Genomic DNA, 23,142 nt, shown 5'->3' on the forward strand with positions numbered 1-23,142 from the left:
GCCCGCCGCATTCCCGATCCCCCCGCGACCCATCCCGCCCCGAGGTGCGCATGTTCTCGATCCCGGCCTTTCTGGAAAGCCTTGTGCCGCTGTTCTGGGCCGCGCGATACACGCTTCTGATCTCGGTCGGGGGGATCGCGCTCGGGCTGGTGATCGGCACGCTGATCTGCGCGGCGCGGCTGTCGCGATCCCGTTTCCTGAGAAATTTCGGCGCGCTCTGGGTCAGCTTCCTGCGCGGGGTGCCGCTTCTGGTGCAGCTTCTGGTGTTCTATTACTCGCTGCCGCTGATCGGGCTTGACGTGCCCGCCATGGTCGCCGCCATCGTCACCGTGGGCATCTGCGCCAGCGCCTATATCTCGGAAATCTGGCGCGGCGCGATCAACGCGCTGCCCCCCGGCCAGGCCGAGGCCGCGGTGGCCATCGGCATGACGCCCCGCGATGTCTGGGGCCGCGTGATCCTGCCGCAGGCCGTCACCATGTCGCTGCCCGCGCTGATCAACGAACTGATCCTGCTGGTCAAGGCGTCCTCGCTGGTGTCCGTGGTGGGCATCCTGGAAATCACCCGCGCCAGCCAGGCCCAGGCCGCGACCACCTTCCGCCCGCTGGAAGTCTATCTGGCGGCGGCCTGCATTTATCTGCTGATCAACCTTTGCCTTGCGGCCCTGGGGCGCTGGCTGGAATACAGGACCGCCGTGTGATGGACATCCTGCACCAATACGGCCCGGCCCTGCTGCGCGGCTTCGGCTATACCGTCCTCTGCTGGGCCTTGGGCACCGTCTTCGCCATGGCGCTTGGCCTTCTGATCGCGCTGCTACGCCATTACGGCCCCCGCTGGCTGGGCTGGATCATCCAGGTCTATATCGAGGTGATCCGGGGCACGCCCTTCCTGGTGCAGCTGTTCGTGCTGTATTACGGCGGCCCGCTGATCGGGCTGCGGCTGGACGCGCTGCCCGCAGGACTGCTGGGCCTGACCATCTATGGCAGCCCCTATTTCGCGGAAATCTTCCGCGCGGGCTTCCGCGCCGTGCCGCTGGGGCAGCTTGAGGCCGCGCGCGCCATCGGCATGGCGGAGCCCGCCATCGTGCGGCGCATCCTTTTGCCCCTGTCGATGGTGTCCGCGCTGCCCGCGCTGATCAACTTCTCGATCATCCTGACCAAGGAAACGGTGATCCTGTCCATCATCACCGTGCCCGAACTGATGTACGAGGTCAGCCGCATGTCCGCCGAAACCTTCCGCTTTGTCGAGGCGAACCTGGTGCTGGCCCTGTTCTTCTGGGGCCTGGTCGAGGCCATTTCCCGCCTTGGCCGCCGGTTTGAATCGCGCGTCACGAAACACCTGATCGAAAGGACATGACGATGCAGGCCTCTGCCGTCGAGATCCAGAAGGTAAACAAGTATTACGGCCCCTTCCACGCGCTGAAGGACGTGGACCTGTCGATCCCGCCCGGACGCGTGACCTGCCTGATCGGGCCGTCGGGGTCGGGCAAATCGACGCTGCTGCGCTGCATGAACTTCCTGGAGGAATACGATTCCGGCGAAATCCGCATCGACGGCAAGCTGATCGGCTATGACGCACCGGGCCGCAGGATGGCAGGCCGCGCCCTGCGCGAGATGCGCCGGTCCATCGGCATGGTGTTCCAGCAGTTCAACCTGTGGCCGCACATGACCGCGCGCGAGAACGTGGCCGAAGGCCTGATCCGCGTGCGCGGCCTGCCCAAGGCCGATGCATCGGCCCGCGCGGCCGAGGCGCTGGCAAAGGTGGGCCTGGCCGACAAGATGGAGAACCACCCCGCCCGCCTGTCGGGCGGCCAGCAGCAGCGCGTGGCCATCGCCCGTGCCATCGCGATGGAACCGCGCCTGATGCTGTTCGACGAGCCGACATCGGCCCTGGACCCCGAACTGGTGGGCGAGGTTCTGAGCGTGATGAAGACGCTGGCTTCCGAAGGCATGACCATGGTGGTCGTCACGCACGAGATGGGCTTTGCCGCCCATGTCGCCGACCGCGTGGCCTTCATGGAACGGGGCGAACTGGTGGCCGCCGACACGCCCGACCGGATCCTGCACCAGCCGCAGGATCCGCGCATCCAGTCCTTCCTGCGCACCTATCACGAACGCAACAGCTTCTGACGCGACCGGCCCCGACATGATCGGGGCCGGTGTTTCCAGTTTCAGGCCAGCAGGCCCCGCGCGATGATCGTGCGCTGGATTTCCGAACTGCCTTCATAGATGCGGAAGATCCGCAAATCGCGCAGATAGCGTTCCAGCGGGAAGTCGCGGCAATAGCCGTATCCGCCATGGATCTGCAACGCGCGGTCGGCGATGCGCCAGGCGGCCTCGGACGCGAACAGTTTCGCATGGGCGCTTTCCGTGGAATAGCGCGCGCCGGTGCCACGCAGGCGCGCCGCCGCCAGCCCCAGGGCGCGCGCGGCGGCCAGGTCGTTGGCGCTGTCGGCCAGCATCCATTGCAGCCCCTGGAAATCCGCGATGGGATGGCCGCCCACCTGCCGTTCCTTTGCATAGGAAATGGCCGCGTTCAGCGCCGCCTCGGCGATGCCGGTGGCCTGGGCCGCGACCTCGATCCGGCCGTTGTCCAGCACCTTCATCGCGGTGCGGAAACCCGTGCCCTCGGGTCCAATGCGGTTTTCTTCCGGGACAAAGCAGTCGTCGAAGGTGACGCCGAAGACATGGCCGCCGCGCAGGCCCATGGTGCGTTCGGCGGGCGCGATGGCTATGCCGGGGGTTTCCTTGGGTTCCACCACAAAGGCCGACACGCCGCGCGCGCCCGCGTCAGGGTTGGTCTTGGCATAGACCACCATGAAATCGGCCGCGCCCGCGTTGGAAATGAAGCATTTGGACCCGCGCAGCCGGTATCCCGCCCCGTCGCGCCGCGCCACCGTGCGCATGTCGGCGGGGTTCGACCCGGCCTGCGGTTCCGTCAGGGCGAAGGCGCCCAGGCTACCCGCCGCAGCCTGCGGCAGGAACCGCGCCCGCAGCGCCGCGTCGGCCCCCAGATGCAGCGAATCCGTGGCCAAGTAATGGGCCGTCAGCAAGGACGCGGTCGATCCGCAGGCCCCGGCGATCAGTTCCACCGCGCGGTAAAGGGCCGGACCGGACAGGCCCAGGCCGCCGTCCTCCTCGGGCAGGTTCAGGCCCATCAGCCCCAGATCCGCCATGGCGGGCAGGTGGCAGGTGGCAAAGGTCGCGGTTTCGTCCAGTTCGGCGGCACGGGGCGCCAGAACCTCTTGGGCAAAGCGCCCGATCTGATCCAGCAGCGCGGCTTCGTCTTCGGTCCAGTCGGTCATGGTCACTTTCCCAGTTCGGCGCGGATTTCGGCGCCATGTTCATCAAGGCCGGGGGCCGCCCGGCGCATCCCGCGCGGGCTGCCCGAGAAATGCACCGGCTGTTCCGGCAGGCCGACGGACCCCAGCACGGGATGGGTCACGGGCGACATAAGCCCCCGCGCCTGCGCCTGGTCCGACAGCCAGGCATCCCGCGCGGAAGCCAGTTCAGACGCGGGCACCCCCGCCGCCGACAGCGCGGCCACCGCCTGCGCCGCCGTCAGGTTGCCGGCCCATTGCGCAATCGCCTCGGCCAGGACGGGTTCATGCGCGCGGCGGCTTTCGTCGCTGGCCATGCGCAGGTCGTTTCGCAGGGCAGGCTGGGCGATCACCTCGCAAAAGGCGGAAAACAGCTTGTCGTTCAGCACCGCCACCGCAAAATGCCCTTGTCCGGCCGGATAGACGCCGAAGGGGGCGGACAGCGCGTGGCGGTTGCCGGTGCGCACGGGGTCGGCGTCGCAGACCAGCACCCGCGCGCCCGCCGACGGCATCATCGACAACAGCGCGTCGAACAGCGCCAGATCGACCACCCGGCCCCGGCCCGTGCGGCTGCGGTCGAACAGCGCCACCATGATCCCCCAGGCGGCGAACAGCCCGCCCGCCACATCGGCCATCGCCTCGCCCACCATGGTCGGGGCGGCGTCCGGTTCGCCGGTCAGGTGCATCAGTCCCGACATGGCCTGCACGATGATGTCATAGGCCGGGCGCGCCGCATGGGGGCCGCTTTGCCCGAAGCCCGAGACCGAGGCATAGACCAGCCGGGGGTTGTCCGCGTGCAGCGTAGCGGCATCCAGCCCCAGCCGGGCCATCACGCCGGGGCGGAAATTTTCCACCACCACATCGGCGCGAAGGGCCAGGTCGCGCGCCACCTCCAGATCGGCCGAGGACCGCAGGTCCAGCACGATGGACCGCTTGCCGCGATTGGCGGTCTGGAACAGCGCGCTTTCGCCTTCGCGGAAGGGGCCGATATGGCGGTATTCGTCGCCGCCCGGGGCCTCGACCTTGACGACATCGGCGCCCAGGTCGGCCATCAGCGCCGTGGCATAGGGTCCGGCCAGAACCCGCGTGAAATCCAGAACCCTGATGCCTGTCAGCGGCTTTTGGTCGTCGGTCATGATGCCCCCGTTCATTGACGGGGACAGGATGACGCATCACGGGTATAGATGGAAATCATCGTTTCGGATATGGGGAATCGATGCAGCCTATACCCTTCGGACTTCGCCAGATCACCTATCTGCTGGCGGTCGCGGAAACCGGATCGACCGCCGCCGCCGCGCGGGCGGTGAATGTCTCGCAGCCCTCGGTGTCCCAAGCGGTGGCGCTGATCGAGGCGCATTTCGGCCAGCCGCTGTTCCTGCGCCTGCCCGGGCAGGGGATGCAGCCCACCCCCTTCGGGCGGCAGAAGCTGGCGGCGCTTGAAGGCCTGATGGCCCAGGTCCGCGCGACCCTTGCCCCCGCCACGGGCCCCGAGGGCGAGCTGGTGCTGGGGGTCTATTCCACGCTGGGCCCGCGCCATGCGCCGCGCCTGATGCGCGGCTTTGCCGAGCGCCACCCCGGCGCGCGGATCACGCTGGTGGAAGGCGACCTGGCGGATCTGGAACAGGGGTTGCGCCGGGGCCGCATCGACCTGGCCCTGGTCTATGACACCGGCTTTCCGGCGGATCTGGCGCTGACGCCGTTGCAGGCCGTGCCGCCCCATGCCCTTGTGCCGCCCGATCACCGTCTGGCGGCGGCGGGCGCCGTGGCGCTGGCGAATCTGGCCGCCGATCCGGTGGTGCTGATCAACCTGCCCCACAGCCGGGGCTATTTCCTGTCGCTGTTCCAGATCTGCGGGGTGACGCCCCGCATCGCCGCCGAAACCGCCTCGGTCGAGATGCTGCGCGCCATGGTCGCCAACGGCCTGGGCGTGGGCCTGCTGGCGACCGACCTGCCGCATGATCTGGCCTATGACGGCGGGCGCGTGGTGCGGCTGGCGCTGACCGGCAGCCTGCCCCCAAGCCGCATCGCCATCGCGCGGGCAGCAAGCCTGCCCCCGACCGCCACGGCAGCCGCCTTTCTGCGCTTTTGCGTCAAGGCGATGGCCCCCGGTCAGCCCGCGACCGGCTGATCGCCCAGGCCGAACCGGACCACGACAAGATCGGCCCTGCCGGTCAGCGTGACCCTTTCCCCACGGCCGGGATCGCACAGGATCGTGTCGCCCTGGCCCAGGCCTGTTCCGTCCGGCAGGCTTGCCCGCCCGTCCCGCAGGACGACCGCCCCGCCGCCGGGTCCAAGATCAAGGCTTGCCCTGTCCTGCAACGCCACCCGGTCCACCCGCGCCGTGGCCCGGCCCCGGCGCCCCATGAAGTTCAGATCCCGCACGATACCGTCCAGAAGACGCGACCGCACCGCCTGTTCGCCTGCAAATGCCAGAAGATCGCCGGGCTTCAGGACTTGTTCCGCCCCGTCGTCCAGTTGCAGGGCGACGCCATTCCCTGACAGCAGGACAAGGGTGCGGTCGATGCCCGGAAAGGCGGAAAATGCCCCGTCCCCGGCAATGGTCGCGATCGACAGGCGCCAGTCGAAATCGTCGAACCCCGCGCCGGGCGGAAAGGCCGCGATCTCGCGCGTTTCCCCGCCGCCGTTCTTCCACGGGGCCGCGGTCAGTTCGGAGTAAGGGATCAGCCGCATCCGTTTTCTCGCCTTGTCCAGGGGAACATCACCTTGGCGCGGTCAGGCCGGCGCTGCAATGGCGCCTGCCGGCCTCTCTCAAGGTGCCGGATACCGGAAGCACCTGACAGGATCTTCCGATCCGGTCGGGACGGATGAAGCCGCACGCCGCCCTTCAGCGCATCCCGGCCAGCTTGGCCACGTCGACGAAATCGCGGACCTGCGTTGACCGGTTTGACCGTTTCCACGCAAGAATGGTGCGGATGCGGAACAGCGGGTGCATGATCGGCCGCACCTCGACGCTGCGGCCCAGAAAGCCGATCAGGCTTTCGGGATAAACGGTCACGCCAAGGCCCGCAGCGACCAGGCCCAGCAGGGCCAGGGTGTTCGATGCCTCGATGGCGATGTTCAGCGATATTCCTTCGGCGCTGAACAGGTTGGCCAGGCGCCAGCGGTATTCCTCCCATTCGTGGGTGTCGCCCAGGATGATGTCCTGCCCGGCCAGGTCGGCGGGCGTGACCACGGGCAGGCGCAGCAGCGCGTGGTTGCGCGGCGTCACCACATACAGCGGTTCGATCGACAGCGTCAGGCTGTGGTAATCCCCGTGATCGAAGGGACCGATCATGTAGCCCAGGTCGATCTCGTTGTTGGCCAGGGCGATCTTCTGGCCCTGCGTGCGGATATAGCGGATCTTCAGGTCCACCTCGGGGTGGGCCTGCCGGAACCGCGCGACCGCCGCGGGCATCAGTTCGGTTGCCGCAAAGGCCATGTAGCCCACGTTCAGCGACCCCAGCTTGCCCTGGGCAATGCGCCGGGCCAGCTGGATCGACGATTCGTAGTCCCGCAGCAGATGGGCGTTGTCCTCATAGAAGCTGCGCCCGGCCTGGGTCAGGCTGACCTCGCGCGTGGTGCGTTCCAGCAGCCGGAAACCCAGGGCCGATTCAAGCTTCTGGATCCGGCGGCTGAGCGCCGACTGGTCCAGGTGCAGCCGTTCCGCCGCGCGGCGGAAGCTCAGTTCCTCGGCAAGGGTGACAAAGGAATGGACATTCTCGATGCCGGGATAATCGCTCATGGAATGGCACCCCCTGATTGATGCGCATGGCGCATGAATAATTGCTGACACGCCATTTCCCCTGGGTCAACGAAGCAGGGAATATGGCTTCAGAGCAGCGGATCATCAGCCTGAACGGGGATCGAGGACGGCTCGGGACATGGGGTGCAGCCATGCACCCGCTTCAACAAGACAAGGATCATGACGATGAGCGAAGTGGACACCAAGGAACTGGACCGGCTGCTGCAAGAGGCCTTCGACACCGCCAGCAAGCTTTACCAGGAACGCGGCTTCCAGCGGCGCGTGGGCTTCGGCAAGCGCCCGGCCCTGGTCAGCGTGGACCTGGCCAATGCCTGGACCCGGCCGGGCAATCCCTTCACCTGCGACCAGGAGAAGATGGACAACGAGATCATCCCGGGGATGCAGAAGCTGCTGCGTGCCTTCCGCGCGCAGAACCTGCCCGTGGTCCATGTGACCACCGCCTACGAGATCACCGACCGCAACGCCGATTTCACCGACATGGGCCTGTGGCACAACAAGATCCCCGTGGACGTGGTGGACCTGAAGAACAAGGATCTGTGGGCCATCGACAGCCGCATCGCCCCGGTCGAGGGTGAATACACGCTGCTGAAGAAGCGCGCCTCGTCCTTCCACGGCACGGAACTGGCGGGCATCCTGCGCGCCAACAACGTGGACACGATCCTGGTGACGGGCGTCACCGCCTGCGCCTGCGTGCGCCAGACGATCTGCGACGGCATCGCCGACGGCTTCCGCACCATCGCGGTCCGCGAATGCATCGGCGACCGGGTGCCCGGCGCGGTGGCCTGGAACCTGTTCGACATCGACGCCAAGTTCGGCGACGTGCACAGCGTGGATGAATGCGTGGCCTATCTCGAAGGCCTCGGCGGGCAGAAGATCGCGGCCGAATGATCCCCAAGGGCGCCCGCGAGGGCGCCCTTTTCACTGCGGCCCGCGCCTCGGGGTGACAGCAACAACAACAAGACAGGGAAGATGACAATGACAGAGCACGCGGATCCCGCGACGCTGCGCAAGGTCACGACGGCCGCAGTGGCCGGAACGATGATCGAATGGTTCGATTTCGCGATCTATGGCTTCATGGCGCCGATCATCGCCGTGACCTTCTTTCCGCCGGGAAACCAGTTGGCCGGATTGCTGCAGACCTTTGCGATCTTTGCGGTGGCCTTTGCCCTGCGCCCCGTAGGCGGGGCCTATTTCGGCCTGATGGGGGACCGTCTGGGCCGCAAGCGCGTGCTGGCCCTGACCGTCCTTCTGATGTCGGCCGCCACCGCCGCGATCGGCCTGCTGCCCAGCCATCACGCCATCGGGATCTGGGCTCCCATCCTGCTGACGGTGGCGCGCTGCGTGCAGGGGTTTTCGGCGGGCGGCGAATATGCCGGGGCGGTGACCTATGTCATCGAACATGCGCCAGACCACCGGCGCTCGCGTTATTCCAGCTATATGCCTGCGGCGACCTTTGCCTCCTTCGCGCTGGCGGCACTGTGTTCCTATCTGCTGACCGTCCTGCTGACTACCGACCAGATGCACGCCTGGGGATGGCGCATCCCGTTCCTGATCGCCGCGCCGCTGGGCCTGGTCGCGCTGTACATCCGGCACAGGCTGGACGAAAGCCCCTTGTTCCAGCAGGTGCTGGATGCCCCCGCCGCCGAGCATTCGCCCCTGCGCGAAACGCTGCGTGACGAATGGCGCCCGATGGTCCGGCTGGGCTGCTACATCAGCCTGACGGCGCTGTCCTTCTATATCTTCTCGACCTACATGACAACCTTCCTGCGCACGGTGGTGGGCATGGACACGCGCCAGGTCCTGCTGTCGAACGTGGTGGCCCTGCTGGCCGCGACGCTGATGGCCCCTTTCATCGGCAGGCTGTGCGACCGCATGGGCCGCAAGCCCACCATGGCGGCCTCGGCCATCCTGCTGGGTGGGCTGTCGATCCCGGCCTACAACCTGGCCTCGGACGGCACGGTGATTGCCGCCGTCAGCGCCCAGGTGCTGCTTGCCCTGGGGGCCGTCACCGCCAATGTCGTCACCGCCGTCCTGCTGTGCGAGGTGTTTCCGACACGGGTGCGCTATACCGCCTCGGCGGTCACCTACAACATCGCCTATGCGGTCTTTGGCGGCACGGCGCCCTTTGTGGCGACCTGGCTAATCGCGGTCTCGGACAACCGCCTGGCGCCGGCCATCTATATCACGGTCATCGCCGGAATCGCGCTTGTGGTGACGATGATGTCGCCCGAAACCGCGGGCCGGTCCTTCCAAAGCCAAGGCAGCCGCCGCGCCGCCGGAACCGGGGATGAACTGCGCCCCGCGATTTCCCAGCGGACCTGATCGCGCGGAACGGCCGCCGGGCCGTTCCGGGACCATGCAACAAATCACAACGGAGAGGTATCACATGGCCAGGATTGGCGTCGATGTGGGCGGGACGAATACCGATCTCGTCCTGGAATGTGCGAAGGGTGTCTTTTACCACAAGGTTCCGACCACGCTGAAGAACCAGTCGATCGGCGTGGTCCAGGGCGTGCGGGGGATCTGCACCATGGCGGGCATCGACCCGGCCGAGGTGGAGACCATCGTCCACGGCACCACGACCGCGACCAACATCACCATCGAACACAACGGCGCGGAATGCGGGATGATCACCACGCATGGCTTCCGCGACATCCTGCATATCGGGCGGCACAAGCGCCCGTATAACTTCAGCCTGCATTTCGACGTGCCCTGGCAAAGCCAGCCGCTGGTCAAGCGCCGCAACCGCATCGCCGTGCGCGAACGCATCCTGCCGCCCACCGGGGAAATCGCCGAACCCCTGGACGAACAGGCCGTGCGCGACGCCTGCGCGCTGTTTCGCAAGCGCGGCATCGGATCGGTCGTGATCGGCTTCATGTTCAGCTTCCTCAACGACGCCCACGAGGCCCGCGCGAAAGAGATCGTGCTGGAGGAGATCCCCGGCGCCTATGTCACCATGTCGTCGGAACTGGCCCGCGTGATGCGGGAATACGAACGCTTCTCGACCGCGGCGATGAACTGCTATGTCGGGCCCAAGACCGCCTATTACCTGCGCGACCTGGATGCCCGCCTGCGCGAGGCGGGCGTCACCTCGAAGCTGCGGATCATGCAGTCGAACGGCGGCGTGTCCACGGTTGACAGCTGCGCCCGCCGCCCGATCCGCATCCTGATGTCCGGCCCCGCGGGCGGCGTCATCGGCGGCGCGTCCGAAGGCGAGATGGCGGGCACGCCCAACATCATCACCGTCGATATCGGCGGCACCTCGGCCGATATTTCCACCATTCCCGGCGGGCAGTTGAAGATCATGAATCAGCGCGACACCTATGTGTCGGGCTATCCGGTGCTGACGCCGATGATCGACCTTGTGACCATCGGCGCGGGCGGCGGATCGGTGGCCTTCATCGACGAGGCGGGCGCCTTCAACGTCGGCCCGCGTTCCGCCGGGTCCGAACCCGGTCCCGCCTGCTATGGCCGGGGTGGGGAAGAACCCACTGTTACCGACGCGCAGATCGTGCTGGGCCGGCTGGACCCCGACATGGCGCTTGGTGGCGACCTGCGGCTGGACGCGGACCTGGCCCGCAAGGCGGTCGAGGAGAAGATCGCCAAGCCCCTGGGCATGTCCGTGAAGGACGCGGCGCTTGGCATCATCAAGATCATCAACAACAACATGGCGTTGGCGATCCGGTCGAACTCGGTCGCGCGCGGCATCGACCCGCGTGAATTTTCCATCATGCCCTTTGGCGGCGCGGGCCCGCTGCATGGCGTGGCCCTGGCCGAGGCGGTCAGCGCGCGCGACGTGATCGTGCCGGTGGCGCCGGGCATCACGGCGGCCGTGGGCCTGCTGAAGACCGACCTGCAATACGAACATACCGAGGCCGGGATCCTGATCCTGAACACCGCCACGGATGCCGACATCGCCCGCATCAACGGCCATATCGAACGGCTGTGCCAATGCGTCCATGACGAACTGGATGCCGACGGCATCGCCCGCGCGGACCAGTCGCTGAAGATCATCGCGGAATGCCGTTACCAGGGGCAGGGCTTCGAACTGCGCGCGGATTTCCCCGACGGGCCGCTGACCCAAGGGAACAAGCAGGTCATCATCGACAGCTTCCACGACGCGCATGAACAGGACTACGGCTATGCCTATCGCAAGGCCGAGGTCGAGCTGATCACGCTGCGGGTCATCGGCTCGGCCAGCGTGCGCCGGATCCAGATCCCCAAGGTCCGGCCCACCGACGGATCGTCCATCGACCGGGCGCTGATGTTCGTGCGCCCGACCACCTTCGACTGCGGCCGGACGCTGGAAACGCCGCGCTATGACCGCACCAGGCTTTATGCGGGCGACCGCGTGCCGGGGCCCGCGATCCTGGTCCAGCACAATTCCACCACCCTGGTTCCGCCCGGCTACGTGGCCGAGACACTGGACTTCGGCAACACGCGCATCGGCAAGGGGGCCTGACATGAACCAGATGACCAAGATCACCGAGGTCGATCCGATCACGCTGCAAGTGATCCGCGGCGCCTTCGAGACCATCGCCGAGGAGATGGGGCATGTCCTTTACCGGATGTCATTCTCCTCGATCATCCGGGAAAGCCAGGATCTGGGCGCGGGGCTGTTCGACACGAACTTCAACACGCTGTGCGAATCCGAATCGACGCCGATGCATATCGGATCCATCCCCGGATACCTGCGCGGCATTGCCGAGACGCTGGAGGATGGCGAATGGTATGAAGGCGACGCGGTGGTCCACAACCATCCCTATCACGGATCCTCGCATACGCCGGATCTGGCCATCGTCGTGCCGGTCTTCTTCCACGGGCGGCTGGTGGGCTTTGCCGGGAACACCGCGCATCATGTCGATATCGGCGCGGCCACGCCGGGCCTGATCATCGACGTGCCCGATGTCTATGCCGAGGGGATGCTGTTCGCGGGCACCAAGCTTTACCGCAAGGGCGAACCCAACAACGCCATGTGGAACTATATCCGCCGCAATTCCCGCGCGGCGGGGCAGTTGGTGATGGATATCGAGGCGCAGATCGCATCGGCCCGCCTGGGCGCGCGCCGCTTTGTCGAACTGCTGGAAAAATACGGCGAGGATATCGTCTTCGGCGCGGCCAACCAGTTGATGGATTACGCCGAGCGCATGACCCGGCAGCGGATCAGCGAAATCCCCGACGGCGATTACACCGCCGAGGGCTGGCTGGACGACGACGGCCGCAACCGCGACCAGCGGCTGAAGGTCAAGGTGACGGTCCGCGTGCGCGGCGACGAGGTCGAGGTGGACCTGACCGGGTCCGCCGACCAGACCCCCACCGCTTATAACGTGCCCTTCGAGGGGTCCACCAAGGTCGCGGCGTATGCGGGTTTCCGCAAGCTGCTGCTGGACGCCGCAACATCGGACACGCGGGTGCCGTCGAACGAAGGGTCGTTCCGCCCCATCAAGGTCACGGCGCCGCTGGGGTCGATCTTCAACCCCCGCGCGCCTGCCTCGGCCGAGGCGCGGTTCACCCAGTGCAACCGCATGATCGACCTGATCATCCGCGCCCTGGCCCCGGTGATGCCGGAACAGGTGATCGCGGGATCGTCGGCATCCATCAGCTTCGCGGCCTATTCGGGGGTGCGCCCGTCGGGCGACTACTGGGTGTTCCTGGAGGTGAACGAGGGCGCCTATGGCGGGCGGCCGCGCAGCGACGGGCCCGACAGCATCGACAACCTGATGGCCAACACCCGCAACAACCCGCTGGAAGACCTGGCGATGCATATCCCCATGATCTGCGACCGCTATGAATTGCGCGACGACGCGCCTCCGGGCGCGGGGGAATTCCGGGGCGGCATCGGGGTGGTGAAGGCCCAGCGGGTGCTGACGCCCGCCTTCATCACCCACGAATCCGAACGCCACACCGACGCGCCCTGGGGCATCTTCGGCGGCCAGGATGGCGCGGTCGGGCGCTGCACGATCAGCAACCCGAACAGGCCGGGCGAGGAGATCGAGATGCATTCCAAGTTCTCGGGCCTCGCGGTCGGGGCGGACGACGTGATGACCTATTACAGCCCGAACGGCGGCGGTTACGGCAACCCGCTTAACCGCGCGCCCCGCAAGGTGCTGGAGGATGTCCTGGACGGGTTCTGTTCCGTCGAACGCGCCCGAGAGGTTTACGGCGTCGCCATCGACCTTGAAAGTGAGACGGTGGACATGGCGGTCACGGAAAAGCTGCGCTTCGCGATGCGGCGCCACGACTGAACCGGACGGGGGCCGCATCGCGCGGCCCTTTCCTTTCCGACAAGAACGGCCGCGCGGGGTGATCCACCGCGCGACGGCCGCAGGTCACCAACGCACAGGGATAAGCATCATGACAATGACACAAGACGGCGGCCTGTCCGCCGGACGGGACCGCACCAGCCTGATCGAGGAAAGCATCCTGCCCACCCGGGCCAGCCAGCGGCCCATCGGCACGCTGGGCTATGCCTGGATCTGGGTGGGTATCGCGGTTATCATCGCCACCTATTCGCTGGGGGCCACGGGCATCCAGGGCGGCTTCGACCTGGCCACGGTCGCGCTGACGATCGGGCTTGCCAACTTGGCCATCGGCGCGCTGATGCTGGCCACCGCCGATATCGGCACCGAACACGGGCTGTCCTTCGCGGTCTATCTGCGCGCGCCTTTCGGCATCCACGGCACGCACCTGCCCGCCGTCTCGCGGGGCATCGTGGCGGCGATGTGGTTCGGCATCCAGACCTATCTGGGCGCGCTTGCGCTGAACGGGATCGGCGAATATACCTTCGGCTTTTCCAACTGGTTCCTGTGGTATGCAATCTTCGCAGCCGTGCAGGTCGCCAATACCATGCTGGGCATCAAGTCGGTGGAACGGCTGGCCTCGCTGGCCGCGCCCGCGATCATCGCGATTTCCGTCTGGATGTATTTCACGCTGGAAGGCCTCGCGGAAACCAGGGGCCTCAACATCTGGACCTTCCGCGCCGAAGGCCAGGCATCCCTGATCGTGCTGTTCATCGCCAACATGAGCTTCTGGTCCACCATGGCGATCGACATCCCGAACCTGACGCGGTTTGTCAAAACCCGCACCGGCACCCGCAGCTTCGTCCGGCGCAACAAGGCGATCTTCCTGGCGCAACTGGTGGCCCTGCCCCTGACGCAGGCGATGATCGCGGGCATCGGCGCGGTGTCCTTCATCGCCACCGGCAACTGGAACCCGGTCGAGGTGATCCAGGGCGACGCCCAGGGGGTCGCGCTGCTGGTGCTGCTGATCCTGGTGGTGCTGGCGCAATGGTCCACCAACAACTCGGCCAACCTGATCCCGGCCGCGCTGACCTTCATCAACCTGGCGCCGCGCGTCATCAACTATCGCATGGCGGTGGTGATCGCGGGCGTGGTGGGCACGCTGTGCTTTCCCTGGCAGATCCTGGACAACCTGTTCGTCTTCCTGGGCTATTACGGGGCCTTCCTGTCGGCCATCGGCGGCATCATGGTGGCGGATTATTATGTGATCCGCCGCCGCCGGCTGAACGTGCCTGCGCTTTACGACCCCGAGGGCCAGTACCGCTACACAGGCGGCTTCAACCCGGCGGGGCTGATCGCCTGGCTGCTGGCAGGCGCCGTCGCGGCCTGGTGGTCGGCCTTTGCCTTCGTGATCGGCTTTCCCCTGGGTTTTCTTGTCTATCTGGCGCTGATGAAGGTGCTGGTGCTGCCGCGCCATGCCCAGATGGAACTGCAGGGCGCCGCCGACGACTATCTGGCCGCCTCGGTGGGCATGGACTGGGTGCATCTGGGCGGCGGGCGCTTTGCCCGGACCCGATGCGGAGCGGGCAGCCCAGCCGATCGAGAGGACCTGTAGGCAACGAAAAAGCCGGGAACGCGGGTTCCCGGCTCTCGGTCATGGGGGCCGGAAATCAAGGATGGACCTGCCGAAGCGTGCGCCGGATCCGGGCTGACGGCCCGGGCGGCCTTCGGGACCGGAGCGGCGGCTTCCTGCCCCATCGAGCGCCGATACAGGTTTCGCGCCGCGTGCCTGGATGGTTCTTGCGACGGCACTTGACGCAGATCAACGTCGCGGCGGCGGCATTCTGGTCTTGATGCCGAATGGATCACCGCTGTGGAGCGCCGGCATGTTCGGGATCGCCCTGTCACCCGCCAAAGCCGACAAGCCGGCAAGCCGGCCCCGGCGGCAGGACACGGTCCAGCCCATCCGAGCAGTCATGCGCATCGTCCCCCACTTGGGCGCCACCCCACCCAGGCCTGTCGGCGCATCCCATCAGCCCGCCACCAGCGATCGGGTCGCCCCGCGATGAAGACGGACCGGCGCCTCTGGATCATCATCGGCGTGCTGGCGCTGCTGGCGGTCGGCGGATACGTCGCCTGGCGGCAATCCCGTGACGGCGCCTTGCCGGACGGCTTCGCCAGCGGCAATGGCCGCATCGAGGCGGTCGAGATCGACGTGTCCGCAAAGTCGCCCGGGCGCATCCGAGAGATCCTCGTGGACGAGGGCGATTTCGTGAAGACGGGCGACGTGCTGGCCCGCATGGACACGGCCCAGCTTGAAGCGCAGCGCCGGCAGGCCGAGGCGCAGCTTCGGCGCGCCGGGATCGGCGTCGATACCGCCAGGCTGCTGATCGTCCAGCGGCAAGCCGAGCGGACCCAGGCGGCCGCCGTTGTCGCGCAGCGCGAGGCCGAGCGCGATGCCGCCGAGCAGACCCTGCAACGCTCGGAACGGCTGGCGACCAGCAACACGGTGTCCCGGCAGATCCTCGACAACGACCGCGCCGCCGAACGCAGCGCCGTGGCCGCCGTCGCGGCGGCCGAGGCCCAGCTTGCCGCCAGCGAGGCGGCCATCAACGCGGCCCGCGCGCAGGTGGTGGATGCGCAGGCGGCGGTCGAATCCGCGCAGGCGGCCATCGAGAGCATCGCCGCCGAAATCGACGACGCGACGCTGCGATCGCCCCGGGACGGACGGGTGCAATACCGGGTGGCCGAGCCGGGCGAGGTGCTGGGCAGCGGCGGCCGGGTGCTGAGCCTTGTCGATCTGGGCGATGTCTACATGACGTTCTTCCTGCCCACGGCGCAGGCCGGACGCGTGGCGATCGGCACGGAGGTCCGGCTCGTCCTGGACGCCGCCCCGCAATACGTCATCCCGGCAAGGGCGACCTTCGTGGCCGATGTGGCGCAGTTCACGCCCAAGACGGTCGAGACCGAAGAGGAACGCCAGAAGCTGATGTTCCGCATCAAGGCCCGGATCCCGCCCGAACTGCTGCGGAAATACATCCAGCAGGTCAAGACCGGCCTGCCCGGCGTCGCCCATGTCCGCCTTGACCCCGATGCCGAATGGCCCGCCGCCCTGCAGGGGACGCTGCTTCAATGAACGCCGGTGCCGCCGCTGCGCATCCGGTGGCCCGGCTGGACAGCGTCAGCCTTTCCCATGGAAAGACGCGCGCGCTGGACGCGGTGACGCTTGATATTCCGTCGGGCTGCATGGTCGGGCTGATCGGCCCGGACGGCGTCGGCAAGTCCAGCCTGCTGTCGCTGATCGCCGGCAGCCGCAGGATCCAGACCGGCCGGGTCGAGGTCCTGGGCGGCGACATGGCCGACCCCGCGCATCGGCGCGGCGCCTATCCGCGCATCGCCTACATGCCCCAGGGCCTTGGGCGCAACCTTTATCCGACGCTGTCGGTTTTCGACAACGTGGACTTCTTCGGCCGCCTGTTCGGGCAGGGGAAAGGCGAACGCGAACAGCGCATCCGGGGGCTTCTGGACGCCACCGGCTTGGCCCCCTTCGCCGGGCGGCCCGCTGCCAAGCTGTCGGGGGGCATGAAGCAGAAGCTGGGGCTTTGCTGTGCGCTGATCCATGATCCCGACCTGCTGATCCTCGACGAGCCGACCACCGGCATCGATCCGCTTGCGCGCAGGCAATTCTGGCAGCTGATCGAGCGCATCCGCGAAAGCCGCGACGGCATGAGCGTCGTCGTCGCCACCGCCTATATGGAGGAGGCTGCCCGCTTCGACCGGCTTGTCGCCATGGACGGCGGGCAGGTGCTGGCCTGCGGCACCGCGGCCGAGCTTCTGGAGCGCACCGGGACCACCGACCTGGACGCGGCCTTCATCGCCCTGCTGCCGGCGGCACGGCGCGAGGGCTACCGCAAGGTCGTCATCCCGCCCCGGCCTGCGGACACCGGGGGCGAGGCGGCGATCGAGGCCGATCACCTGACCCGGCGGTTCGGCGACTTCACGGCGGTGGACGATGTCAGCTTCCGCATCGCTCGCGGCGAGATCTTCGGCTTCATCGGATCGAACGGCTGCGGCAAGACGACCACCATGAAGATGCTGACCGGCCTTCTGGACGCAAGCGAGGGCCGCGCCCTGCTGTTCGGCCGCGAGGTCGATCCGCAGGACGTCGGGGTCAGGCGCCGCGTCGGCTATATGTCGCAGGGATTTTCGCTTTATTCCGAGCTGACCGTCCGCCAGAATCTGCAGCTTCACGCCCGCCTGTTCGGCCTGGCCCCCGGCCGCATCGCCGCGCGGGTGGACGAGGTCGCCGCGCAGTTCGGCCTGACGGGGATCATGGACGCGCTGCCGGATGCGTTGCCGCTGGGCAACCGCCAGCGCCTGTCGCTGGCCGTCGCCATGATCCACGCGCCCAATGTGCTGATCCTTGACGAGCCGACCTCGGGCGTCGATCCCATCGCGCGCGACGGGTTCTGGACCATCCTCGTCGATCTGTCGCGGCGCCTGAACGTGACCGTCTTCGTCTCGACCCATTTCATGAACGAGGCCGAACGCTGCGACCGGATCGCGCTGATGCACGCAGGCAGGGTCCTGGTCTGCGACACGCCCGCGGCCATCGTGGCCAGCCGGGGCGCGCCGACGCTGGAGGCGGCCTTTGTCGGTCATCTGGAGGATGCGGCAAACGACGGGCCGGTCGCGGAGATGGCGCCCGAACCGCTCGGCGCAGGCCCCGGCCCCGCCACGGGCGGCAGCCGCCGCTTCTTCGATATCCGCCGCCTTTACGCCTATACGCGGCGCGAGGCGCTTGAACTGCTGCGCGATCCGATCCGCGCGACCCTCGCCACGGTGGGCAGCCTGATCCTGATGTTCGTGGTGGGCTACGGCATCAACATGGATGTCGAGAACCTCACCTTCGCGGTTCTCGACCATGACGACACCACCATCAGCCGCGACTATGCGCTGCAACTGTCCGGCTCGCGCTTCTTCACCGAAAAGCCGCCCCTTGCCGGATATGCCGACATGGACCGGCGCATGGAAAGCGGCGAGATCGCGCTGGCGCTGGAAATCCCGCCGGGCTTCGCGCGCGACCTGTCGCGGGGCCGCGAAACCGCCGTCGGCGCCTGGATCGATGGCGCGATGCCGTCGCGGGCCGAAACGGTGCGCGGCTATGTCGAGGGGATGCACGCCACCTGGCTTGCGCAGAAGGCGCGCGAGCGTTACGGCGCGGGCGCCACGCAGGGCGATTTCCGGCTGGAGGTCCGCTATCGCTACAACCCCGATGTGCGCAGCCTGGACGCGATGGCGCCGGCGGTGATCCCGATGCTGCTGCTGATGATCCCGTCGATGCTGGCCGTCCTCAGCGTCGTGCGCGAAAAGGAACTGGGCTCGATCGTCAACTTCTACGTCACGCCGGTGACAAGGCTGGAATTCCTGCTGGGCAAGCAGCTTCCCTATGTCGGGATCGCGATGGTGAACTTCCTGCTGCTGACGGGTTTCGCGGTGTCCGTGTTCCGCGTGCCGCTGACCGGCAGCCTGGCGACGCTGACGGCGGCGGCCTTCCTTTACGTCACGGTCGCCACGGCCATGGGGCTGTTTCTGTCCACCTTCATGCGCAGCCAGATCGCGGCGATCTTCGGCACCGTGATGCTGACCATGATCCCGGCCGCGCAGTATTCGGGCATGATCGACCCGGTGTCGTCGTTGCAGGGCGTCGGCGTCTTCATCGGGCGGATCTATCCGGCGACCCATTTCATGACCATTTCGCGCGGGGTCTTTTCCAAGGGGCTCGGCTTCGACGACCTGTCGAGGGCCTTCCTGCCGCTGCTGGCGGCGATCCCCGTCCTGCTCGGGCTTGGCGCCGCCTTCCTTCGCAAGCAGGACCGCTGATGCGGCTGGCCAACATCGTCCATCTGGGGATCAAGGAACTGCGCGGCCTGGGGCGCAACACCATGCTGCTGGTGCTGGTCCTTTATGCCTTTTCGCTGTCGATCTACATGGGCTCGAAGGCCATGCCCGAGACCCTGAACCGCGCGCCCATCGCCATCGTGGACGAGGATCAGTCGGCCCTGTCGGCGCGCATCACGAATGCCTTCTATCTGCCCTATTTCATGCCGCCCCGGCTGATTTCGCAGCCCGAGATGGACCTTCGGATGGACGCGGGGCTGGATACCTTCGCGCTCGACATCCCACCGGGCTTCCAGCGCGACCTTCTGGCGGGCCGTTCGCCCACCATCCAGCTGAACGTGGACGCCACCCGCATGTCGCAGGCGTTTTCCGGCGGCGGCTATGTCCAGTCCATCGTCAGCGGCGAGGTCGAGGAGTTCCTCGCCCGCCACAGGACCGCCGGGCGCCTGCCGGTAGAACTGGACCTGCGCGCCCGCTTCAACCCCGAACTGGACGAGGCGTGGTTCGGCGCCATCAACGAACTGATCGAGGCGATCACCATGCTGGCGGTGATCCTGACCGGCGCCGCATTGATCCGCGAGCGCGAGCATGGCACCGTCGAGCACCTGCTGGTCATGCCCGTCACCGCCTTCGAGATCATGGCCGGCAAGATCTGGTCCATGGGGGCCGTGGTCCTGGCGGCGACGGCGTTCAGCCTTTTCGTCGTGGTGGAAACCCTGCTCGCGGTGCCGATCGAAGGGTCGCGGGCGCTGTTCATGCTGGGGGCGGGGCTCGACATCCTTGCCATGACCTGTCTGGGCCTGTTTCTGGCCACGGTGGCCGGGTCGATGCCCCAGTTCGCGCTGCTGACGATGATGGTGCTGATGCCGCTGCAGCTGTTGTCGGGCGGCGTGACGCCGCGCGAGAACATGCCCGAGATCATCCAGGCGATCATGTCCGCGGCCCCGAACACGCATTTCGTGATCCTGTCGCAGGCGGTGCTGTTCCGGGGCGCGGGCCTTGCCGTGGTCTGGCCGCAGTTGGCCGCGCTGGCGGTCATATCTGCCACGCTGTTCGCATTCTCGCTGTCCCGCTTTCGCCAGTTCCTGCGCTAGCCGCCGATCCCCCTTGCGCGAAGCCGGTCAGAACGTGCATCCGCGGACAGGGCTGCGGCGTGACCGTCTGCCCTCCGCACGAAGCCGGTTTCTGGTCCACCCATGGCTGACATCGAGACGCCGGGGAATAGCAATCCCCCATGACGCCGACGCCCGCGACATGGGCGGAGCCCCCCGCCCGCCTCTTGGACCTGCTGTCACCGCATGGGCTGCGAAGTCGAAAGATCAGGCGGCGGGCCGGGTTGCGCGGGCATTCGGCCCGCAGCGTTTCCCGGCCCCGGCAGGTCAGGCCCTTGACCCAGGTCAATACCGGCGCGAGGGTCATTGGGTAGAGGAAGATCCTGCGATGCGCAACCAGCCAGGAACCACCATGATCCCCCAGACCGGCCCCCTTGTTTCCCCCGCGCAGATGCCTCCGGTCGATCAGGACGCGGCCCTGGGCCTTGCCGCCTTCCAGGCCATGGACCGGATGCGAGAGGCGCTTGGCGGGCAGCTGACCGGCGGCATCTCGCCGGGTTCGCTGGCGCTGGCGGGCTTCGACTGGGCCTTTCACCTGGCGCAGGCTCCGGGCAAGCGGTCGGAACTGCTGTGGAAGGCCGGGCGCAAGACCGGGCGGCTGATGGCCTGGCTGATGTCTTCGGCCATCGACCCGAACGCCCCGCCCGCGATCCAGCCGCTGCCAGGCGATGCGCGCTTCCGCCATCCGGGCTGGCGGCAGATGCCGTTCTCGGCCTTTGCGCAGGCCTTCCTGCTGGGCCAGCAATGGCTGCACAACGTCACCCACGAGGTGCCGGGCATGATGAAGCATCACGAGGATGTCGTGTCCTTCGCGGCGCGGCAGTGGCTGGACATGCTCTCGCCCTCGAACAACCCCTGGACCAACCCCGAGATCCTGGCCCGGACCCGCGACACCGGCGGCATGAACCTGTGGCAGGGCTGGCTGAACTGGGCCGAGGACGCGGCCCGCCTGCTGAACCGCCAGCCGCCCGTGGGAACCGACGCCTTCCGCCCCGGCGAAACGGTCGCGGTCACCCCCGGCACCGTGGTCTTTCGCAACCGCCTGATCGAGCTGATCCAGTATGCCCCCGCCACGGATCAGGTCCGGCCCGAACCCGTGCTGATCGTGCCCGCCTGGATCATGAAATATTACATCCTGGATCTGTCGCCGGAAAATTCGCTGATCCGCTGGCTGGTCGCGCAGGGCTTCACGGTCTTCGCGATGTCCTGGCGCAATCCCGATGCGCGCGACCGCGACCTGACGCTGGACGATTACCGCCGCCTGGGGGTGATGGCGGCGCTTGACGCGGTGCAGGCGATCGTGCCCGACGCCCGGGTCCATGCGGCGGGCTATTGCCTGGGCGGCACGCTGCTGGCCATCGCGGCGGCGGCCATGGGCCAGGCCGCGGGCGCGCGGCTGGCGTCGCTGACGCTGCTGGCGGCGCAGGTCGATTTCACCGAACCCGGCGAACTGGCGCTGTTCATCGACGCCAGCCAGATGCATTTCCTGGACAGCATGATGTGGAACCGGGGCTATCTGTCGGACGACCAGATGGCGGGGGCCTTCCAGCTTCTGCGATCGAACGACCTGGTCTGGTCGCGGATGGTGCGCGAATACCTGATGGGCCAGCGGGCGCCGATGACCGACCTGATGGCCTGGAACGCCGACAGCACCCGGATGCCCTGGCGGATGCACGCGGAATACCTGCAACGGCTGTATCTGGACAACGAACTGGCCGCCGGGCGCTTCATGGTCGAGGGCCGCCCCGCCGCCTTGCAGAACATCCGCGTGCCGATCTTCGCCGTGGGCACGGAACGCGACCATGTGGCGCCCTGGACCTCGGTCTTCAAGATCCACCAGTTCACCGATGCCGAGGTGACCTTTGCCCTGACCTCGGGCGGGCACAACGCGGGAATCGTCAGCCAGCCGGGCCATCCCGGACGCCGGTACCGGATCGGCACGCGCCCGCGGGACGGGGCGCTGCTGTCGGCGGCCGACTGGCTGGCCCGGCACGAGGCGGCCGAGGGTTCCTGGTGGCCCGCCTGGGCCGCCTGGCTGGGCGCGCGGTCGGGGCCGCCCGGTCCCGTTCCCGCCACGGGCGCCCCCGACCAAGGCTGTCCGCCTCTGGGCGATGCGCCGGGCAGCTATGTCTTCCAACGATAGGAACAGGGGCGGTGACCGGCGCCTTGGGGAACCGGCAGGCCGGGCAGATGTTGAAGGGGATGCCGCCCCGCGCGCCCCGTGGGCAAGCCGGAACGCCGCTCATCCCCGGAGAAGCGCCGGACGGGGCGGACCCAGGCAGGAGGTGAGGCTTGATCGAGGGCGCACACGAGACCGCCGACATGCTGGCCAAAGGCCTGGAACTGGTCGGCGTGGCCATCATCATCGGCGGGATCGGCCTTGCGGCATGCACCTTTGCCGTCAGTGGCCTGCGCGGCCATGGCTGGCGCCATGCCTATGAGCAGTTCCGTTCCGATCTGGGCCGGGGGATCCTGCTGGGGCTTGAACTGCTGGTCGGCGCCGACATCATCTCGACCATCACCGCGCCGCTGACTTTTGAAAGCGTGGGCCTGCTGGCGGGCATCGTGCTGATCCGGACCTTCCTGAGCTTCTCGCTGGAAACCGAGATCGAAGGATGCTGGCCCTGGCAGCGCGCGGCCAGGCATCAAGGCAGAAACATGGCCCCGCAGGACAATCAGCGCGGGATCACCGCCGGTCCGGACGGCGGCGGCCGCTCACGCCGCCGCTGATCCCCGCCCCTGCCCGGCTGGCCCCTTGCGGAAAGCCGCCCGGGGCAGGTCTTGCGGGCCTGCCGGTCACCGCAATCCTG

The 23,142-nt window shown here is 67.5% G+C and carries 18 protein-coding genes; 14 read left to right on the plus strand and 4 right to left on the minus strand.

The genetic code is table 11. From position 1 onward, the window contains the following. The first annotated feature begins 50 nt into the window (after positions 1-50). From JX613_RS03950 to JX613_RS03960, 3 genes are read left to right on the plus strand one after another with little or no spacing between them, the layout of a single operon-like run. Complete coding sequence (locus tag JX613_RS03950; RefSeq protein WP_207100167.1) at positions 51-698, plus strand: amino acid ABC transporter permease; 648 nt, start codon at positions 51-53, stop codon at positions 696-698. Next, positions 698-1,354, plus strand: coding sequence for an amino acid ABC transporter permease (locus tag JX613_RS03955; protein ID WP_207100168.1), 657 nt, complete (start codon positions 698-700; stop codon positions 1,352-1,354). Before JX613_RS03950 ends, JX613_RS03955 begins: the two co-directional genes overlap by 1 nt. A 2-nt stretch (positions 1,355-1,356) precedes the next feature. Further along, positions 1,357-2,127, plus strand: coding sequence for an amino acid ABC transporter ATP-binding protein (locus tag JX613_RS03960; RefSeq protein WP_207100169.1), 771 nt, complete (start codon positions 1,357-1,359; stop codon positions 2,125-2,127). A 41-nt stretch (positions 2,128-2,168) separates the two neighbouring features. On the opposite strand, the gene JX613_RS03965 is transcribed toward JX613_RS03960, so the two are convergent. Then, positions 2,169-3,302, minus strand: coding sequence for an acyl-CoA dehydrogenase family protein (locus JX613_RS03965; protein WP_207100170.1), 1,134 nt, complete (start codon positions 3,300-3,302; stop codon positions 2,169-2,171). A gap of 2 nt (positions 3,303-3,304) precedes the next feature. Further along, positions 3,305-4,453: a CaiB/BaiF CoA transferase family protein gene (locus JX613_RS03970; RefSeq protein ID WP_237168342.1), complete on the minus strand. Its 1,149-nt coding sequence runs from the start codon at positions 4,451-4,453 to the stop codon at positions 3,305-3,307. Between the two features lie 80 nt (positions 4,454-4,533). Between JX613_RS03970 and JX613_RS03975 the strand changes: the two genes are divergently transcribed. Further along, positions 4,534-5,445: a LysR family transcriptional regulator gene (locus JX613_RS03975; RefSeq protein WP_207100172.1), complete on the plus strand. Its 912-nt coding sequence runs from the start codon at positions 4,534-4,536 to the stop codon at positions 5,443-5,445. Here JX613_RS03975 and JX613_RS03980 read toward each other — a convergent pair. Together JX613_RS03980 and JX613_RS03985 are read right to left on the minus strand one after the other, a co-directional pair. Next, complete coding sequence (locus JX613_RS03980; protein ID WP_207100173.1) at positions 5,427-6,008, minus strand: HutD/Ves family protein; 582 nt, start codon at positions 6,006-6,008, stop codon at positions 5,427-5,429. The genes JX613_RS03975 and JX613_RS03980 overlap by 19 nt on opposite strands. A gap of 154 nt (positions 6,009-6,162) precedes the next feature. After that, a complete protein-coding gene (locus JX613_RS03985; RefSeq protein ID WP_207100174.1) occupies positions 6,163-7,059 on the minus strand; it encodes a LysR substrate-binding domain-containing protein in 897 nt (298 codons plus the stop codon). A gap of 186 nt (positions 7,060-7,245) precedes the next feature. Between JX613_RS03985 and JX613_RS03990 the strand changes: the two genes are divergently transcribed. From JX613_RS03990 to JX613_RS04035, 10 genes are all read left to right on the plus strand, one after another. Then, a complete protein-coding gene (locus JX613_RS03990; RefSeq protein ID WP_207100175.1) occupies positions 7,246-7,968 on the plus strand; it encodes an isochorismatase family protein in 723 nt (240 codons plus the stop codon). An 87-nt stretch (positions 7,969-8,055) separates the two neighbouring features. Beyond that, the gene (locus tag JX613_RS03995; protein WP_207100176.1) at positions 8,056-9,402 is read left to right on the plus strand and encodes an MFS transporter; all 1,347 of its coding nucleotides are present in this window, start codon (positions 8,056-8,058) and stop codon (positions 9,400-9,402) included. A 64-nt stretch (positions 9,403-9,466) separates the two neighbouring features. Next, a complete protein-coding gene (locus JX613_RS04000; protein WP_207100177.1) occupies positions 9,467-11,542 on the plus strand; it encodes a hydantoinase/oxoprolinase family protein in 2,076 nt (691 codons plus the stop codon). A gap of 1 nt (position 11,543) precedes the next feature. Continuing rightward, entirely contained in the window at positions 11,544-13,325 is a 1,782-nt protein-coding gene (locus tag JX613_RS04005) for a hydantoinase B/oxoprolinase family protein (RefSeq protein ID WP_207100178.1), read from the plus strand. Positions 13,326-13,434: 109 nt separating this feature from the next. Beyond that, complete coding sequence (locus JX613_RS04010; protein ID WP_207100179.1) at positions 13,435-14,934, plus strand: NCS1 family transporter; 1,500 nt, start codon at positions 13,435-13,437, stop codon at positions 14,932-14,934. A gap of 450 nt (positions 14,935-15,384) precedes the next feature. Continuing rightward, on the plus strand, positions 15,385-16,455 hold the full coding sequence (locus JX613_RS04015) for an HlyD family secretion protein (RefSeq protein ID WP_207100180.1): 1,071 nt from the start codon (positions 15,385-15,387) through the stop codon (positions 16,453-16,455). Continuing rightward, on the plus strand, positions 16,452-19,202 hold the full coding sequence (rbbA, locus tag JX613_RS04020) for a ribosome-associated ATPase/putative transporter RbbA (protein ID WP_207100181.1): 2,751 nt from the start codon (positions 16,452-16,454) through the stop codon (positions 19,200-19,202). Before JX613_RS04015 ends, rbbA begins: the two co-directional genes overlap by 4 nt. Continuing rightward, on the plus strand, positions 19,202-20,314 hold the full coding sequence (locus JX613_RS04025) for an ABC transporter permease (RefSeq protein ID WP_207100182.1): 1,113 nt from the start codon (positions 19,202-19,204) through the stop codon (positions 20,312-20,314). Before rbbA ends, JX613_RS04025 begins: the two co-directional genes overlap by 1 nt. A gap of 370 nt (positions 20,315-20,684) precedes the next feature. Then, the gene (locus JX613_RS04030; protein ID WP_207100183.1) at positions 20,685-22,475 is read left to right on the plus strand and encodes a PHA/PHB synthase family protein; all 1,791 of its coding nucleotides are present in this window, start codon (positions 20,685-20,687) and stop codon (positions 22,473-22,475) included. A gap of 149 nt (positions 22,476-22,624) precedes the next feature. Then, a complete protein-coding gene (locus tag JX613_RS04035) occupies positions 22,625-23,062 on the plus strand; it encodes a DUF1622 domain-containing protein (protein ID WP_207100184.1) in 438 nt (145 codons plus the stop codon). The last annotated feature ends 80 nt before the right edge of the window (positions 23,063-23,142 follow it).

It is taken from the genome of Paracoccus shandongensis, from assembly GCF_017315735.1.
In the GTDB taxonomy this organism is placed as follows: domain Bacteria; phylum Pseudomonadota; class Alphaproteobacteria; order Rhodobacterales; family Rhodobacteraceae; genus Paracoccus; species Paracoccus shandongensis.